The 15,268-nt window shown below is 64.9% G+C and carries 12 protein-coding genes, 1 pseudogene and 1 riboswitch; of the genes and pseudogenes, 3 read left to right on the top strand and 10 right to left on the bottom strand.

All coding sequences use genetic code 11. From position 1 onward, the window contains the following. Nucleotides 1-411: pseudogene (locus ABI213_RS18780) on the bottom strand (biotin synthase); the annotation flags it as partial. A gap of 122 nt (nucleotides 412-533) precedes the next feature. Further along, nucleotides 534-2,876 carry an EAL domain-containing protein gene (locus ABI213_RS18785; RefSeq protein ID WP_348028219.1) on the bottom strand — a complete coding sequence of 781 codons (2,343 nt, stop codon included), beginning with the start codon at nucleotides 2,874-2,876 and terminating at the stop codon, nucleotides 534-536. Nucleotides 2,877-3,464: 588 nt separating this feature from the next. On the opposite strand from ABI213_RS18785, the gene ABI213_RS18790 reads away from it, so the two are divergent. After that, on the top strand, nucleotides 3,465-5,192 hold the full coding sequence (locus ABI213_RS18790; RefSeq protein WP_348028221.1) for a PAS-domain containing protein: 1,728 nt from the start codon (nucleotides 3,465-3,467) through the stop codon (nucleotides 5,190-5,192). Nucleotides 5,193-5,261: 69 nt separating this feature from the next. Here the strand turns inward: ABI213_RS18790 and ABI213_RS18795 are convergent, their stop codons facing one another. Next, entirely contained in the window at nucleotides 5,262-5,489 is a 228-nt protein-coding gene (locus ABI213_RS18795; RefSeq protein ID WP_348028223.1) for a hypothetical protein, read from the bottom strand. Between the two features lie 106 nt (nucleotides 5,490-5,595). On the opposite strand from ABI213_RS18795, the gene ABI213_RS18800 reads away from it, so the two are divergent. Next, nucleotides 5,596-6,525, top strand: a complete 930-nt coding sequence (locus tag ABI213_RS18800; protein ID WP_348008654.1) for a LysR substrate-binding domain-containing protein — start codon at nucleotides 5,596-5,598, stop codon at nucleotides 6,523-6,525. 85 nt (nucleotides 6,526-6,610) lie between these two features. Here the strand turns inward: ABI213_RS18800 and ABI213_RS18805 are convergent, their stop codons facing one another. Further along, nucleotides 6,611-7,387, bottom strand: a complete 777-nt coding sequence (locus ABI213_RS18805) for a hypothetical protein (RefSeq protein ID WP_348008636.1) — start codon at nucleotides 7,385-7,387, stop codon at nucleotides 6,611-6,613. Between the two features lie 166 nt (nucleotides 7,388-7,553). Further along, nucleotides 7,554-7,645: riboswitch (cyclic di-GMP riboswitch) on the top strand. A gap of 68 nt (nucleotides 7,646-7,713) precedes the next feature. Between ABI213_RS18805 and ABI213_RS18810 the strand changes: the two genes are divergently transcribed. Continuing rightward, on the top strand, nucleotides 7,714-9,243 hold the full coding sequence (locus ABI213_RS18810; RefSeq protein ID WP_348008637.1) for a S53 family peptidase: 1,530 nt from the start codon (nucleotides 7,714-7,716) through the stop codon (nucleotides 9,241-9,243). 72 nt (nucleotides 9,244-9,315) lie between these two features. Here the strand turns inward: ABI213_RS18810 and ABI213_RS18815 are convergent, their stop codons facing one another. From ABI213_RS18815 to ABI213_RS18840, 6 genes are all read right to left on the bottom strand, one after another. Continuing rightward, nucleotides 9,316-9,792 (bottom strand): hypothetical protein, encoded by a 477-nt coding sequence (locus ABI213_RS18815; RefSeq protein ID WP_348028225.1) that lies wholly within the window; start codon nucleotides 9,790-9,792, stop codon nucleotides 9,316-9,318. A gap of 80 nt (nucleotides 9,793-9,872) precedes the next feature. Beyond that, the gene (locus ABI213_RS18820) at nucleotides 9,873-11,099 is read right to left on the bottom strand and encodes a catalase family protein (protein WP_348008639.1); all 1,227 of its coding nucleotides are present in this window, start codon (nucleotides 11,097-11,099) and stop codon (nucleotides 9,873-9,875) included. Next, nucleotides 11,096-12,478: a hypothetical protein gene (locus tag ABI213_RS18825; RefSeq protein ID WP_348008640.1), complete on the bottom strand. Its 1,383-nt coding sequence runs from the start codon at nucleotides 12,476-12,478 to the stop codon at nucleotides 11,096-11,098. Before ABI213_RS18825 ends, ABI213_RS18820 begins: the two co-directional genes overlap by 4 nt. Next, nucleotides 12,475-13,764, bottom strand: coding sequence for a hypothetical protein (locus ABI213_RS18830; protein ID WP_348008641.1), 1,290 nt, complete (start codon nucleotides 13,762-13,764; stop codon nucleotides 12,475-12,477). Before ABI213_RS18830 ends, ABI213_RS18825 begins: the two co-directional genes overlap by 4 nt. 101 nt (nucleotides 13,765-13,865) lie before the next feature. After that, nucleotides 13,866-14,297 carry a hypothetical protein gene (locus ABI213_RS18835; protein ID WP_348008642.1) on the bottom strand — a complete coding sequence of 144 codons (432 nt, stop codon included), beginning with the start codon at nucleotides 14,295-14,297 and terminating at the stop codon, nucleotides 13,866-13,868. Between the two features lie 21 nt (nucleotides 14,298-14,318). After that, nucleotides 14,319-15,268: GMC oxidoreductase (locus ABI213_RS18840; protein WP_348028227.1), on the bottom strand; the 950-nt coding region annotated here is incomplete at its 5' end.

Raw genomic sequence — 15,268 nt, forward strand, 5'->3', positions numbered from 1 at the left:
AAAGTCGTGCTCTTCGCGCAGCACGCGGGCCACTTCGACCACGCGCTCCATGGTGTAGTCGGGGCTGCGGATGATGCCCGAGCTGAGGAACAGCCCTTCGATGCAATTGCGCCGGTAAAAGTCCAGCGTGAGCTGCACCACTTCGTCGATGCGAAAGCGCGCCCGGTCCACATTGCTGCTGACGCGGTTGATGCAGTACAGGCAGTCGTAGACGCAGTAATTGGTCAGCAAAATCTTCAGCAGCGAGATGCAGCGGCCATCCGGCGCGTAGCTGTGGCAGATGCCCGCGCCCTCGGTAGAGCCTATGCCGCGCCCGCCCACCGAGTCGCGTTTCAGCGTGCCGCTGGAGGCGCAAGAGGCGTCGTATTTGGCGGCATCGGCGAGGATGGCGAGCTTGCGGTTCAGGTCCATGGTGTGTGGCGTATTTTACTGTTTAAATATACAGTAAAACGCCATGGGACACCAGAAAAACAGATATTGAGTGCGCCGTGCGAACCCGAGGCGCGGGTTGGCAAAAATGCTGGCTAGCGTGTCTAGGGTGCGTCTTGCAGCAAGGCCTGCACGGCGTCCAGCGCCATCGGCCGGGCAAAGTGGTAGCCCTGGCCGGTGGTGCAGGCCAGCTGGGTGAGCAGGGCCGCCTCATCGGCGGTTTCTATGCCCTCGGCCGTGGTTTCCATGTGCAGGGCGCTGGCCAGGTCGATCACCGAGCGGACGATGGCTTCGGACTCGGGGCTTTGGTGGATGGCCATGACAAATGCGCGGTCGATCTTGAGCTTGTTGAACGGAAAGCTGCGTAGATAGGCCAGCGATGAATAGCCGGTGCCAAAGTCGTCCAGCGCAATGCGCATACCGGCGGCACGCAGACGGTGCAGGGCGGTCAGCACATCTTCGGTATCCCGCAAGAACACCGATTCGGTGATCTCCAGCTCCAGCCGCTGGGCCGGCACGCCGCTGCGGGCCACCACCTCCAATATCTTGTCGACCAGCAGCGCGTCGTCAAACTGGCAAGCCGACAGGTTGACGGCCATCAGCAGCCCGGCCGGTAACTGCTGGGCGGCGTTGCAGGCAGTCTCTAACACCCACAGGCCGATGTCACGTATTAGTCCGGCTTCTTCGGCAATGGGGATGAACTCGGCCGGTGACACATGGCCAAAGTGCGGGCTGGACCAGCGCAGCAAGGCCTCGACCCCGGTGATGTGGTGGCTGCGCAGCGAGATCTGCGGCTGGTACACCAGGTGCATGGCGTTCTGCGCCAATGCGTGGCGCAAGCCATCTTCCAGTGCGATGCGGCGCTGGGCTTTCTGGTCCATGGCCAGGGAGAAGAACTGCGCCTGTCGGCGGCCCCGCGTCTTGGCTTCGTACAGCGCCAGATCGGCATGGTGCAGGATGGTGTCGGGCCGCTGGCCGTCGCGCGGCAGAAACGCGATGCCCATGCTGGTGTGCGGCGTGAAGCTGATGCCCGACAGGTCACAAGGCTGCTCGATGGCCTGCATCAGCCGGTCGGCGAAGCAGCGGGCCTCGTCCACCTGGGTCACACCGTCCAGCAGGATGGCGAACTCGTCACCGCCCAGCCGGGCCACCAGGTCGCGGCCGCGGATGGTGCTGGTCATGCGCTGGGCCACGGCCTTCAGCAGCAGGTCGCCGTTGGCATGGCCGTAGGCATCGTTGACGCGCTTGAAGTTGTCCATGTCGATGCACAGCAGGGCGGCGCTGCCGGGTGGGCTGCCGTCGTGGCCGCACAGCTGCTGCAGGCGGTGCTGGAAGTGGCGGCGGTTGGCCAGACCGGTGAGGGCATCGAAGTGGGCCAGCCGGTGCATCTCGTCCTCGGCGTGCTTGCGGTCGGTGACATCGGCGCCCACCCCGCGCCAACCTGGCGCGTCCTGGCCGGGGGCCTCTACCGGTTTGGCGGTCAGCGCCCACCAGCGCAGCGTGCCGTGGATGACCACGGGGACCAGCAGGTCGCGGAACGGCATGGGGGTGGACAGGGCTTTTTGTAGCTTTTCGAGGTAGCCGATGGCATGGTCAGGGGCCACGGCGGCGGCCTCGTAGGTGCGGCCAATCAGCGCTGCCAGGCCCAGCGCCGCGTCCCGCTGCGGGTCGAACTGCAGGGCCCGGTTAAGCCTGCCAGAGGCGTGGCCTAGCTGGCCGCTGGGGGCCAGTTCCCACAGGAAGTCGCTGGAGTTTTCTTCAAAGTCGCGCAGCAGCAGGCCGACGATCTGTTGCTTGTGCGCCGCATCGGCCTCGGCCACCAACCGCGAACCATAGGATTTGGCCATTACCTGCACCGATGCCACCACCACCACGCTGTAGACCAGCAGCAGGCAGACCAATATTTCGGCGCCGGGCAAGTCGGTGTGCAGCAGGCCGATCATGGAGCCTGCCGCCATGGCCAGCACATAGGCATTGGCCGCTGCCGGTACCGTCACCAGCGCAAAACCACCCGCGCAGATCATGCCGCAGCAGATGATGAGCAGCATGTGCTGGTCCTGCAAGCTGACTTCGGACAGCAGCAGTGCGGGTAAGGCACCCCATAACGCGCCCAGTATCAACGCATGCTGCAAGGCCCGTTGCATGGCCTTGCGCGAGGCGGTTGACCGCATACCACGGCGCTGTACGCGGTACCAGGCGGCCAGGCCCTGAAAGGCAAAAAACACCAGTACCAGCAACCAGCCCCAGAGCCACTGGGCCTGGTCCGCCATGCGGTAGAGGATGAAGCTGGCATTGAACAGGTTGACCAGCATGGACAGCGGCGTGAGCCGCAGCATGGCCTGCAGTTGCTGGGCCCGAAAACTGGCCGCCAACGGTTCCTCTGCTTCGTACGGAGCCAGGGAATGGCGGATACGGGCCAGCAGGCCAGGGGTGTCGGATTCAGTCATGCTTACGATCTGTAGAGCTGCCGGTTGCGGTGCAAATTCGTTGCCACTGCGTTCGCGTCAATCGTTTCTAAATGTGTACGCCTGCAGACATTGTGGCAGCGTGTGCCGCCGCCGCACGCCTAAATCGATTGCAAATAGCGCCCAACCCACAAACAGTGGCAGAGAGGGGTCCGACGCCTGATGTGCCCCTGCTGCCCAAGCCGGTGGGCAAGTGGAGCGGGGTGGATGTAGCTCTGTACCCGCCCCTGCAGCGACAAGAGCAGAATGTGTAAGAAGTTTGCTATTTAAAATACAGCTGCCAGCGCAGTTGCTACCTGCGCTGGCAGCCTATTTTTTGTATAAATTAAGGTGTAAAAAATGTAGCATTTTCCGGGCTGCGCAAGCCCGGGTTGGCACCGGATTCGGCTACATTTTGGAATCGGTACAGCCATGGGCACCGACCAATACGAACCAGTCCGTTAACGTCACCGAGGACCCGCTTGATGAAGCAGTTAGCGACTCCCTCCCAGCCCGGCAGTCCCCCGGCCGACAGCGGGCTTGCATTTCGCCATGGTGTGCTGCGAACCATGGCCGCGACGGGTAGCCACCATGGCTGAGGGCTTGGCGCTGCTGCGCTCGGTGGCCGACAGCCTGGACAGCCTGGGCCTGGCGGTCTGTGTGTTTGACGATGACGACAACTGCCTGCTGTGGAACCGCTGCTTTTTCCGGTTCTTCCCTGAACATACCCACCACGTCTACGTTGGCGAACCCTACCGCGCCAACCTGCGGCGCTTCTACCAGGGGCGGCTGGTAGGCGACGAACTGGCGAAGATCGACCAGTACATTGACGCCGGTATCGCCCGCCACCGTGCCCAAAACCGGCCCTACGCCTTGGAACACCTGGGTGTGCGCTTGTGGGTGTCGTCGCTGCCCTTGCCCGGCATTGGCCGCATCCGCATCTGGCAGGCCCACACTTCGGCTACCGACCCGCAGGGTCCGACCATTCTGGCTACCACCGCCATCGACGGCGCAGCGCTGTTCGACCACGTGCCCGACGGCGTGATGGTCACCGGGGCCGACGACCGCATCCTCCGGGCCAACGGGCCGTTTGAGCAGATGTACGGTCTGCCCAACCGCACGGCCGCCATCGGCGCGCACCTGGAATGGGCTTACCGCACCGCCTGGCAAGGCCAGGAGTCGCAGAGTCCGGCGCTGTTCGAGGCGGGTCTGCTGACCCTGTCGGAGTACACCCGCTTTACCGGTGCGCCGTTTGAACTGCCGCTGCCCGGTGCCCGCTGCAGCCGGGTCATCGGGCAGCGCAGCCCAGACGGCAAAGGCTTTTGGGCCCATGTGGACATCACCATGCTCAAGCGCCAGCAAGAGCAACTGCAGGTGGCCGAGCGCCGCGCCCGCGAAAGCGAGGCCATCCTGCAAGAAAAATCGGCCCTGCTGGAAGCCACGCTGGCCAACATGGACCAGGGCGTGATGATGGTCAACGCCGACCGCGTGGTGGTGGTGTGCAACCGGCGTGCCCGGGAGCTGCTGAACCTGCCCCAAAGCCTGCTGGACAGCCGCCCCACGCTGGACGCGCTGACCGACTACCAATTGGCCGCGGGCGAACTGGCCCACGTGCCGGAAGAGGTGCTTACCGCTGTGCGCACCGGCGACATCTTCAACCGGCCCTACGCCTACGACCGCAAACGCCGCGATGGCCGGGTGCTGGAAATCCACAGCATGCCGATTGCGGGCGGCGGCGTGCTGCGCACCTACACCGACATCACCGAGCGCCGCCATGCCGAAGAACGCATCCGCCATGTGGCCCGCCATGACGGCCTGACCGCGCTGGTCAACCGCGAGGTGTTTCTGGAGAGCCTGGCCGCCGCCACCGTGGCCGCAGAACCGGGCGCCGTGGGCTTTGCCGTGCACTTCATCGACATCGACCGCTTCAAGCCCATCAACGACAACTACGGCCACGCCATTGGCGACAAAGTGCTGGCGCTGCTTGCCGACCGCATGCGCGCCGTGGCCCGCGATGGCGATGTGGTGGCCCGTATGGGGGGCGACGAATTTGCCGTGCTGCAGTGCAAGGTGGAACGCTTCGAGCAGGCGCTGGGCCTGGCCCACCGCCTGCTCGAAGGCATAGGCCGCGACATGGAGATTGAGTCGCACCAGTTGCTGGTGGGCGCATCCATCGGCGTGGCCCTGTACCCCGATGCCGGGCTGGATGCCGACACATTGCTGCGCAACGCCGATGTCGCTATGTACGCGGCCAAGTCCCACGGGCGCGACTGCGTGCGGGTGTATGGAGCCCATGACAACCCTGCTTCGGTGTACTAAGGTTTCAGAAGGACTCCTGTTTTGATAGCTGCCAGCGCAGGTGCCACATGCGCTGGAGCCAGTTTTCTTTTAAATTTTGAAGCCTGCCCCACGCCGCGCTTGTTGCCGGTCATAGCGGGCCAGTTCGCTGTGCTCCCGCGCCTGCCCGTGCACCTGGCCAAAGGCATCCATGTCGCGCAGCAGGTGGTTGCCGAGTGCACCCACGGGCACGGTGTCAGGCGGGCTACGGCGCGTACAGCGCTGCCACAGCCGGGCCAGCAGATCGGCGCTGGTGCGCCATGCAAGAGGTTGTTTCAATGTCAGGGGTGAGGAAGTCATGGCACGCAGTCAAAAGGATTGCTGGTAAGCTTATCCATCCAATTCGCCGAATAAAAGCGCTCATTTCTGCCAAGACTGGTTGCTTATACTTACCAGCATGTCCCGTATTCCCCTGCAAACCCTGCCCACCTTCCGCGCCGTGGCCACACTGGCCAACCTGCGCGCGGCGGGTGAGCAACTGCACCTCACGCACAGTGCGGTCAGCCAGCAGATTCGCTTGCTGGAAGAGCAACTGGGCTTTTTGCTGTTTGACCGACGCGGCCGCCGCGTGGTGCTGAATGCCGCCGGGGCCGCGCTGTTGCAAGCGGTAGAGCCCGCCCTGGCCCAGATCGACGAGGGCATGCGCGCTGCGGCCGTGGCAGCCACCGGCACCGACCAGCGTTTGCGCCTCACCGTGTCGCCGTCGTTTGCCCAGCACTGGCTGATGCCGCGCATGGCGCATTGGCGGGCCTTGCACCCCGGCGTTGCGGTAGAGCTGCACACCTCGCAGCAGGCCATGGACCTGCCGCGCGAGGGCTTCCACGCGGCGGTGCGCCAAGGCAAGGGGCCATGGCGCGGCCTGGAAGGCAGCCGCCTGATCGATTCCCAGCAGGTGGTGTTGGCCAACCCGGCCATGGCCCAGCGCCTGGCGGGCAGCGACCCGGCCAGTTGGGTCCACGAGCCCTTGCTGGGCACCAGCGAATGCTGGGAGGCCTGGTTTGCCTTGGCCGGCCATCCCTGCCGTATCCAGCCGGTGGCGGTGTTTAACGACATGGGGTTGATGCTGCAGGCCACCGAGCAAGGCCTGGGCATCGCGCTGGGCCGCGAGCTGGTGGCTGCCGACGCGCTGCGTGCCGGGCGGCTGGTGCAGCTCTCGCCCCTGGCCTTGGCCACCGAGGCCTACGACGCGTACTGGCTGGTGTACCCGCCAGAGCACCGGGACTGGCCGCCGCTGCTGGCGTTCCGCGAATGGCTGGAGTCGGAGCTAAAGATCGCCGCCAGCCTGTTGCAGCAGGCCCGAGAGCTGGCAGGCTGATGCGCTTGTTTGCTATTTGCTATTTAACCCATAGCTGCTAGCGCAGGTGCTGCCTGCGCTGGAGCCCGATTTGGCTTAAATCCTGTCAGGCCATCATCTCGGCCAACTGCGCCCGCAGTGCTGCGTTCTCCGCCGTCAGTTCGGCCACGGTTTGCTTCAGGCGGGCGATGATGCCTTCGGGCGAATCGGGCTCGGTGCGCTCCACGGCCTTGGCGGCGCGTACCTGGCGGGCGGCCTGTTGCAGCTCTTTCTTGCCCCCGGCGGCAGCGGCCATTTGCGCCTCCACCGGCAGCGAGGCCACGGTGGCCGCAGTGTTGATGGAGATGGTGCCGGACTTCACCGCCGCCACCAGCTCGGGCGTGGCCGATTTCTGGATCTTCTCGATCTGCGTGAAGGTGCTGTTGCTGATGCGCGCCGACTTGGCCAGCGCCTCGCGGGTCAGCGCGGGCTCGGCGGCGGGGGCTGCGGCGGTGGGCGTGGCAGATTCCTCCCACGGTGCGGTGGCGCTGGCGGGGGCTTCGGTTTGGGTGGGCTGCTCGCGCCCGGCCAGGATGTCTTTTTTGCGCAGGGCCAGCACGCCGCGCTGGAAATCTGACACGCTGCGCCGCCCCAGGTGCTGGTCGATCATCCACAAGTGCACATCGTCCAGCGTCTGGAAGGCGGTGTTCTGCACCGTGTTGAAGGGAATCTTGTGCGCGCTGCAAATACCGTAGCGGTTGTGCCCGTCTACTAGCACATCGCCCCACAGCACCAGCGCGTCGCGGCAGCCCTCGGCCAGGATGCTGCGTTCCAGCGCAGCGTGCTCGTCAGGGGTGAGCGGGTCGATATAGGCCAGCAAGTCGTCGTTAACCGTGATGTTCATGGGGAAAGTGCAAAGTAGGCAAAGAAAGGGGCGCGATTGTAGAAGCCGCCAGACCGTGACATTTGCCCACGGTATTTGTTACTTTTGTGAAACAATTGCGCCGTTGCCAAACAAACATTCGTGCACTTTGGCAGCCGCAGTCAGCGAGGCGGCTTCTTTGAAGCGAATCTGACAAGGGCAAACCTGGCGAAAGCCGGGGACGCAAAGCCACCGGGCTTCGGTGCTGCACACCAGCACCATGCTAGCGGGGTTACCGGACAGGGTTACGTCAAACTCCATTCTGTCCGCTGCCGCCCTTTGTGTTTTTTACATTGAAAGGTGACGACATGTTGGTACCCACCCCTTTTTCTGGTTCTTTTGCACGCACCGCTGCGGGCGGCCTGTCGGTGTTGGCCCTGCTGGCGCTGGGTGCTTGTGGCGGTGGCTCTTCGGACGTTGCGGTTTCCTCTTCTGCGGAAACGGTGGACGCTGTAGCCCTGCTGGCCGATGTGAATACCGAGGTTTTGCCCACGTTCCACATGGCTCCGGTGGACATCAGTGACCCGTCGCTGGTGCCCAGCGATACCGACACGGTGCGCACCGAAACGGTGTTGCCCGCCATGGAAGGCATGGCCACGGCCCGCCTGCTGCCCCAGACCGTAGCGACCGAAGCGATGGAAGCCCGGCGGCTGCTGGCGACTACCCCCGCGTCACAAATGAGCGCGCGTGCCGCTTCGGTGGTTACCGTCTACACCCCGGCCCAGATCCGTGCCGCCTACAAATTGCCCGCCGTGTCGGCTGCGGGTGTGGTCTCTACAGCAGCCGCCCGTGCGGCCCTGGGCGCAGGCCAAACCATCTACTTGGTGGACGCGTACCACAACCCGAATGCTTTTGCCGACCTGAACAACTACAGTGCCCGCCTGAGTCTGCCTACCTGCACCAACGTGGCGATCTCGGCGACAGCGGCACTCCCTTTGGCCGCCGCCAGCGCCACGGCGGGTTGCACCTTCAGCGTGGTGTATGCCGCAGCCACTTCGGGCCGTACCTCGGTGGCACCGGCCTACAACGCGGGCTGGGCCGCCGAAATCGCTATGGATGTGGAGTCGGCCCATGCCATCGCGCCGCTGGCCCGCATCATCCTTGTCGAGGCCACATCCGCATCGCTGTCGGCCTTGGCCAACGCTATCACGGTGTCCAATGCCATGGGCTCAGGCGTGGTCAGCATGAGTTTTGGCGCCGGTGAAGGCAACTGGACCGCCTCGGTAGACAGCCTGTTCCAGGGCAAGGGCATGCAGTACACCGCCTCCACCGGCGACTCGGGTTCGGCGGTCAACTGGCCCGCCGTGTCCACCAAGGTGCTCGCCACTGGCGGCACGTCGCTGAGCTTCAATGGAACCACCCGCACCGAAACCGTGTGGTCGGGCACCGGTGGTGGCACCAGTGCCTATACCGCCGTGCCCGCCTACCAGGCCGCCCTGTCCAAAACCATTACCAAGCGCCGTGTAGCCGACGTGTCATCGGATTCAGATCCCTACACCGGCCAGTACGTAGGCATCACGGTGCCTGGCAGCGCGTTTGGCTTCATGTCGGGTGGCGGCACTAGCATTGCCGCACCCGAGTGGGCGGCCTTGCTGGCTATCGCCAGCGCACAGCGCGCCCTGGTCAACTTGCCGGTACTGGCCAGCGTGCAAAACGCCCTGTACCTGAACGTGCTGCCCAACGCCAACTCCTACAGCCAGGCCTTCCTGGATGTGACCAAGGGTGCCAACGGCAGCTGCACCACCTGCGCCGCCACCACTGGCTACGATGCCAGCACCGGCCTGGGTAGCCCGAATGGCGGCTCTTTGCTGGCCTTGCTGAGCGGCATCAAGCAATAGAGTCCGAACGTAAAAAAGTCCGCAGGACCTTTGGGTGCTGCGGGCTTTTTTTACGTGTGCAAGGTGGCGGCCTCAAGGCTTGGGATCTTTGGGCAGCTCTTGCACAAACTCTGCGACTACCGAGCGAAGAAATGCTTGGGTCTGCTCACCCAGTGCAGACCGTTTCACGGCATAGCCATAGCTGCGTCCTTCACGCTGGTTGCGCGCATCCAGCTCGGACTGCGCAATTTCCACCACCAGGCCCAACTTGATCAGTTCTGCATTTACTTCTTGGCCACGCGACCCGGCATCTTTGTTCCAGTAGCTGGACTCGCCCATTTCCAAAATCCGTTCGACCCCCGCTTTGGAGAGGTGCGCGAGAGTTTCCCGCACCTCGGGCGATGCCTGGCTGTGCAGGTTTTGCCCAATCTTCAAGGACAGCCCAGCGATCGTGATGGTGTCCGAACGACCGACCAAGGCGGGCACCAGATCCGCAGTGCGCTGTAGCGGCGACCAGAACGATGCCAAAGCGACAACCGCGAGCAAAGGCCAGGCGAGAGCCTTGGTCAATTCAACGCTGAGTTCAAAGTTCGACTTTTTCGGTGATTCGGCTATAGGGTCTTTCCAGGGTTGGGGTACGGTGGACTCGCTCAAAAAATTTCACCCCCCACCGGCTCAAAGTGCGGCACCGCATTCATCTGGTGGCGCAGCTTGGACAGCTCGTAGTACATCCGCTGCCGGGCCCGGCTCTGGTTGCCCAAGGGGCGGTGCTCGGCGATGCTGTGCCAGGGGTTGTAGGACAGGCGTTTGGCAAATTCCATCTGCGCCGGGGAATCGAACTGCTGCTGCGGGATGCGCAGGGTGGCGGCGGAGATGCGGGGAGACAGGCGCTCGGGCCAGAGCACGCCGGCGTTTTCGATGGGCATGAGGTGCGGGTCGGTTTGCAGTTGCAGGCGCACATCCAGCTCCACATCGCCTGCGGCCAGGGATGCCACCATGGCGTTGCGCAGGTAGTCGTCGGGTGGGCGCAGCGGCAGCCGGGGGATGGGGGTGCGGTGCTTGGTTTTGGGCCAGAACGAATACTGCATCGCCTGGCCCGTGCCCAGCAGGTAGGGCACGCAGCTGAAGTAGGGGGCTTCGAGCGGACTGCTCTGGGTTTTGGTCCACAGGGCTTGCATCACCATGTCCAGAAAGTGCGGGCGCTGCAGGTTGAGGAAGTAGAAGATCTGCGCGTTCTTCAGGCTTTCCTTTTGAAGCTGGGCATTGGCCATGACGTCCGGGGTGACGAAGGTGGGGGGCGACACGCCAAACATGTCCTGGGTGAACTTTTCTTCTTCCATCAGCTTGGGGCCGGGCACGTCCATCAGCTTGACGCTGATGCTCATGAAGCCCACGTCGTCGATGTCGGGCGTGACGTAGGGGCCGGGGCCCGAGAACCGCACCCAGGCTGGGTAGCTGCGCGGCGTGGCGTAAATGCCGTGGCGCAGGTGGGCGGGCAGGTCGGGGTGGACGATGAACTCGGCCCGCACGATGCCTTGGGTTTTGGTGTTGCCGCCGCGCTCGAAGCCGCCGGGTTTCCACAGCGCGCGCATCTGTTCCTGGAAGCTCTGGATGATGGAATCCACGCAGGCCTCCTCACCCGGCTGGATGCGCTCTTCGGCGATTTGCATGCCCTCGTTGGGGCGCTGGGCGTTGATGAGGGCCGTGGTCAGGCGGGTCAGCGGCTCTAGCAACAGTGCCTCGAAAGCCGGGCGCACAAACGGGTCGAAGCGGCGCTCCAGCTGGATCAACGCCAGCGAGGTGTCCGACAGCCAATTGCGCAGCGCCGACCCGGTGTTGGCGCGGGGCACCGGGCGGCTGGTGTTGGAGGTGGTCATGCTGTTCCTAAATACCGCAGGGCGCGGATGCCGGGCAGGAAGAAATAGGCCCCGCCGCGCACGGTGACGAACTGCGGCAGGCCGGTGATGCGCTGGTCGGGCCCGGTGGGCTGGGGAATAGAAAAGTCAGCACGGTCCGGCTCGCGCGTGCCCACCAGCGGATCGGTTTCGCCGTGCAGCCCGGCAAACTGCGGCGCGTTGAGCCAGGCGGCCTGTACAAATTCAAACTGCCGGGCGATGTTGGCACCCAGGCAAACGAAATAGAGCCCGGTCTCGCTGCCACGGTACTCGCGCCCCCGGCGCAGCAGGCGGTGGAAGCGGGTGGAGGCCACGCGGTCCAGGGCCAGGGCCGGGGCATCGAAGCCCAGGGTGCGCGTCAGCCAGCCGATGACACCGGGCTCGCCTGGCGGCAGGTCGGCGGTGCGCGGGTTGGCGCGGCGCACGTGGGCCCCCAGCGGACAGCGGCTGCCGCGCGGGTCGGCGGCATAGGTAAAGGCGTTGGGATCACCGGGCGGGGCATCGGCCAGCGGCGTGCCGTCCCGCGTGCGCCCTACCAGGGTGGCGGCCAGCGTGTCCCGGGCCACCGGGTCGTGCTGGGCGGCAGCGTCCACCCATTGCCAGAAGCCTGCTACGTCCTGCTCTAACTGGCGCAGCACCAGGTAGCTGCCGTTGCGGCCCAGGTCGGCCTGCTCCGGGACATCTTCGGCGCGCGGCAACTGGGGATGGGGCGGCAGCAGGGGACGGTCGGTGTAGCCGCCGTATTCGTTGGGGTAGCCCAGCAGGGTTTCACCCAGGCAACTGAGGTTGCTGTAGGTGGTTTGCTCGGCATCCACGGCGGGGCGGGTGCGGTCCCAGTCCAGCGCGGGCTGGGAGATGCCGTCTTTGAATCCAAAGGGCTCTGCGTCGCCCAGGTCGGCACACGGCAGGCAGGCCAGGAGGACAAAGCCCGCTGCAGATGCGGCCTCGATCTGGGCCTGCCAGGCCGCCAGGTGGCCGGGCAAGGCGTAGAGCATCAGCAGTACATGCGGCGTGCGGGCACCCATGCCCCATTGCCACTGGCTGGGCGCGTTGGCCCCGGCATCGCCCAGGCGGCGGGCGCGGTTGGCATCGCTTGCCATCCCCACGGTGAATTCGCTGGAAAAGCCCTGCACGGTGGCCTCGGCGACGCCCAACGCGCGCAGGCCGTCGCTGCTCAGGGCCAGTTGCAGCACGGTGGCGGGCGGTGGGTCGGCGGTGGCGGCGCTGGCCACGGGGGCGGTGGCCAGCCAGGCGCGGGCAGCGGCCGGGTCTTGTATGCGCAGCAGCAGAAAGCAGGCTTCGGTGTGCCGCTTGTAGCCAAAGCGGACGATGCCCTGGATGTCGTCGAACTCTATGGTCATAGCAGCCTTAGCCAGTCTTGCAGCTCTGCTTCGGTGGGAGCGGGATTGTCCAGCCCGACGCGGATGCGCTGGTTGCGCTGCAGGTTGGCCAGGGTCAGGCCGGGGTAGGCCTTGTACCAAACCTGGGTCGGGATTTGGTGGCGGCGCTGGTAGTACTTGAATGCCTGCTCGTGCCGCGCGCCGCCCAAAATCAGCCAGTCGGTGCGCGGCCAGCCGATGCCGTTGGCAAACACCAGGTTCAGGCCCCAGGCTACTTTGTTGATGAAGTCGTCCATATAGCCCTGGTGGCTGCCGTCGTAGTGGCTGGTGAAGACCACGCGGGTCTTGTCGTCCAGAAAGGCCCAGCGGGCGAAGTGGATGGTTTGCACCCGCGCCAGGTGGCCCCGGGTGAAGACGTGGCGGCAGGCGTAGTCGATCAGCACCAGCAACACCGTCACCAGCCCGCGCCGGAAGCGCCCCGGCTTGACCGGCCCCAGTGCGGTGTACTGGTTGCTGACATCAAAGTCTTCCAGGTCTTGCAGTTCTTGCAGCGCCACCGGGTCGGGGCGCGGGCAGAGGGTGGGGTCGGTGGTTTCGCGGCGGCGCAGCGCGTACACCAGCCAGGGCAGCAGCAGGATGAAAAACGGCAGCAGCACCAGGCCCACCAACGGCACGCTGACCAGGTGGACCAGGTTGGCGATCTGCCAGCCCAGCGGCGTGGGGGCGGGCGGGCTCAGGGCGAGGCGGCCGGCGGTGATTTCTGCATCCACAAAGCTGCGCAGCGCTTGGTGGGTACGCGCTGCATCGCTGCCGGTATGCTGCAGAACGCGGGCGGACAAGGCTTGCTGCAGGGTGCTTTCCTCGCGGATCTGCTGTACGCTGCGGCCCCGCCAGTTTATGTAGGTGGCGGCCAACGGCAGGTCATGCGCCAACATCCAGGTCGTGAGGTCTTTGCCCTGGGCGAAGCCTTCGCAGTGGGCGAAGATGCTGCACAGCCCTGGCCCGGCCCGCTGGGCCATCAGGTCCAAACAGGCGTGCGCCGAGCCGTCGCAGTCGCCCATGAAGGCCAGGGTGGTGGGCAGGCGGGGCCGTGGCAGGCCCAGGGTGGTCAGGTCGGCTTGCAGGGCATCGTCCAGCAGCACAAAGCGGGCAAAGTGCAACTGGGTGAACAGGCCAAACGGAAGCAGCGTGTTGTGCGGGTCGGCCAGGCCGGGCTGGGTGTTCATGCTGGCCAGCAGCGTCCGCAGGTCCGCCTCGCGCCCAGCAGCCAAAGGCGCAACCACCATGAAATACGACTGCGGAGTCATGTTATGGGTTTTAGGCCAATTTTGAGGGTTAAATCGGCTGCTAGCGCAGATTCAATCTGCGCTAGCAGCTATCAAAATATGCATCAAAAACTGTAGCGTGGCTAAAATTGCAGGCAGAAGTCGATCAGCCGGTCCTTGGCCCAGTACACCTTGCCCAGGTAAAAGCCAGGGCCGATCAGGCGGATTTCGTCGCGGACGTAGTGGGCGATGACCGAGGTGTCGGAGTAGTCCAGCACGATGCATTCCTGGCCGTCCAGCCAACTGGCATCTTTGTAGACCTTGGCCAGCACGGCCTCGAAGCCGAACACCAGCACCCTGTTTTTCAACACGCCTTTTTGCGCGTCAAACACCTTGCCCTGCCAGCCAAACATGTTGATCAGGTGGGCGATGCTCTCGGTGTACTTGGTGCCTGGCGCGATGATGGCCGTGCCGTTGGCCGAGCCATTGGGGATGTCGCCGGGCGGGCTGGCGCGGAACAGGTCGTCCAGCTCGGTTTGGCTCATTGCCAGCAATTGGGTGACATCGTAGGCCATGGTTTTCTCCTGGTGAAAGGGTTAAGAATTAAGGATTACGTCGGCCGCCTTCTCGCCCACCATGTACACGGCAGCGGCAATGAAGAAGCCGGGGATGCGCGGAAACACCGATGCGTCCACCACCCGCAGGCCGCGCGTGCCGTGGACCCGGAAGTCGGGACCCAGCACGCCACCGCCCGCCACCGGCCCCATGGGGCAGGAGCAGGACGCGTGGTGGCCCCAGGCGGTGTTGCGCACGTATGCGGCCAGTTCGGCATCGCTTTGCAGGCGGGGGCCCGGCAGGCATTCTTCGGCGATCAGGCCGCTGGCCAGGAAGGGCGCGGTAAGGCGGCGCACGGCACGGATGGCCTGCACGACAGCCTGCAGATCGGTGCCGGCCACGTCGCTGCCTTCTTCAAAATAGCGGAAGTTGACCAGCGGCGGGTCCAGCGGGTCGGCCGAGCGCAGCGTCACCGTGCCTGCGCGGTTGGCGGTGTGGGCTTTCAAGATGGCCCAGGTCAAACTGTCGCTGTGCTGGCGTATCAACTCAGAAAAGCCCGGCGCGTAGCCTTCAAACCGGGCGGGCAAGGCCATGCAAAAGATGTCGGGCTCGGGCTGGTCGGGGCTGGATTTTTCGATCAAACCCAGCAGTGCTCCGCTGGCCGCATACATGCCGGATCGGGCGTTCTTCCAGCGCTGCCACACCGGATCACCCCGGGTAAAGCGTGCCTCTTTCAACCCCTGCCAGGGCTGGCGCATGCGGTGGGTCAGAGCCACCTCGTAGCGGTCTTGCAGGTTGCGGCCTACGCCGGGCAGGTCCACCCGCAGCGGGATGCCGTGGGCCTGCAGGGCGGCGGCGGAGCCGATGCCGGAGAGCATCAGCAACTGCGGGGTGTTGAAGGCACCGCCGCACAGAATGACCTCGCCCCCGTCGGGTTTGGCCTGCACCTGCCGGGTGTCACCCGCCGCGGCGCTGGGGGCGGGATGGGCCC

It is taken from the genome of Rhodoferax sp., assembly GCF_039922535.1.
In the GTDB taxonomy this organism is placed as follows: domain Bacteria; phylum Pseudomonadota; class Gammaproteobacteria; order Burkholderiales; family Burkholderiaceae_C; genus Rhodoferax_B.